The 1,175-nt window shown below is 40.9% G+C and carries 1 protein-coding gene; it reads left to right on the top strand.

The genetic code is table 11. From position 1 onward, the window contains the following. On the top strand, positions 1-1,049 hold a 1,049-nt coding region (gene sufB, locus STRDD10_RS00850; RefSeq protein WP_067192291.1), incomplete at its 5' end, for a Fe-S cluster assembly protein SufB. Positions 1,050-1,175 lie beyond the last annotated feature (126 nt).

Genomic DNA, 1,175 nt, shown 5'->3' on the forward strand with positions numbered 1-1,175 from the left:
CGGGTGCTGTGGCTCAGTACGAATCTGAAGTGGTTTATCACAATATGAAAGAGGAGTTTGAAAAGCTAGGTATTATCTTTACGGATACGGATACAGCCTTAAAGGAATATCCTGAGTTAGTCAAACAATATTTTGGAACCATCATTTCCAATGCCGAGCATAAATTTTCTGCCCTTAACAGTGCCGTCTGGTCAGGTGGAACCTTCATTTACGTTCCAAAGGGAGTCAAATGTACTGTCCCCGTGCAAACCTACTTTCGGATCAATGGGGAAAATGCAGGTCAGTTTGAACGTTCACTTATGATCGTAGAGGAAGATGCCTCCATTCAGTATATCGAAGGATGTACAGCTCCCACATATTCTACCAATAGTTTGCACGCTGCAAATGTTGAAATTATTGTTAAAAAGAATGGATTTTTCCGCTACACTACCATGCAAAACTGGTCGGATAATGTCTATAACCTGGTTACCGAAAGAGGAACAGTCGAAGAAGGCGGAACCTTGGAGTGGATTGATGGTAATTTAGGCAGTAAGGTCAATATGAAATACCCTTGTAGCATCTTAAATGGTCCCCACGCTAAAACCTCCATTCTCTCGATGGCTTTTGCGAATTCCAGACAACATTTAGATGCTGGCTGTAAAGTCTATCACAATGCTCCAAAAACCAGTTCGACCCTGATTTCAAAATCGGTGGCTAAGGATGGTGGAAAGACAGACTATCGTGGTCAGGTTCGCTTTGGAAAAAATAGTAGTGGTTCCAAGTCTCATATCGAGTGCGATACGATTTTGATGGATGATTTATCGACTTCGGATACCATTCCCTTTAATGAAATCCATAACTCAAATGTTAGTTTAGAGCATGAAGCCAAGGTTTCAAAAGTGTCCGAAGATCAGCTCTTTTATATGATGAGCCGGGGGATTAGTGAAGAAGAAGCAACAGCTATGATTATTAACGGTTTTATGGAGCCCATTACCAAGGAACTGCCGATGGAATATGCTGTTGAAATGAACCAACTAATCAGCATGAGTATGGAAGGCTCTGTCGGATAAAAAATGCGGAAGGAATCGTTTACTTTGATGAATTTTTAAAAGAAACTGGAAAAAGTTGCCTCCTTTTGGTACAATCCCATCTTTGACAGTTTTTCGAAATCAAAGAGCCCCTGAATGCTGATATGA

It is taken from the genome of Streptococcus sp. DD10 (assembly GCF_001578805.1).
Taxonomy (GTDB): Bacteria; Bacillota; Bacilli; order Lactobacillales; family Streptococcaceae; genus Streptococcus.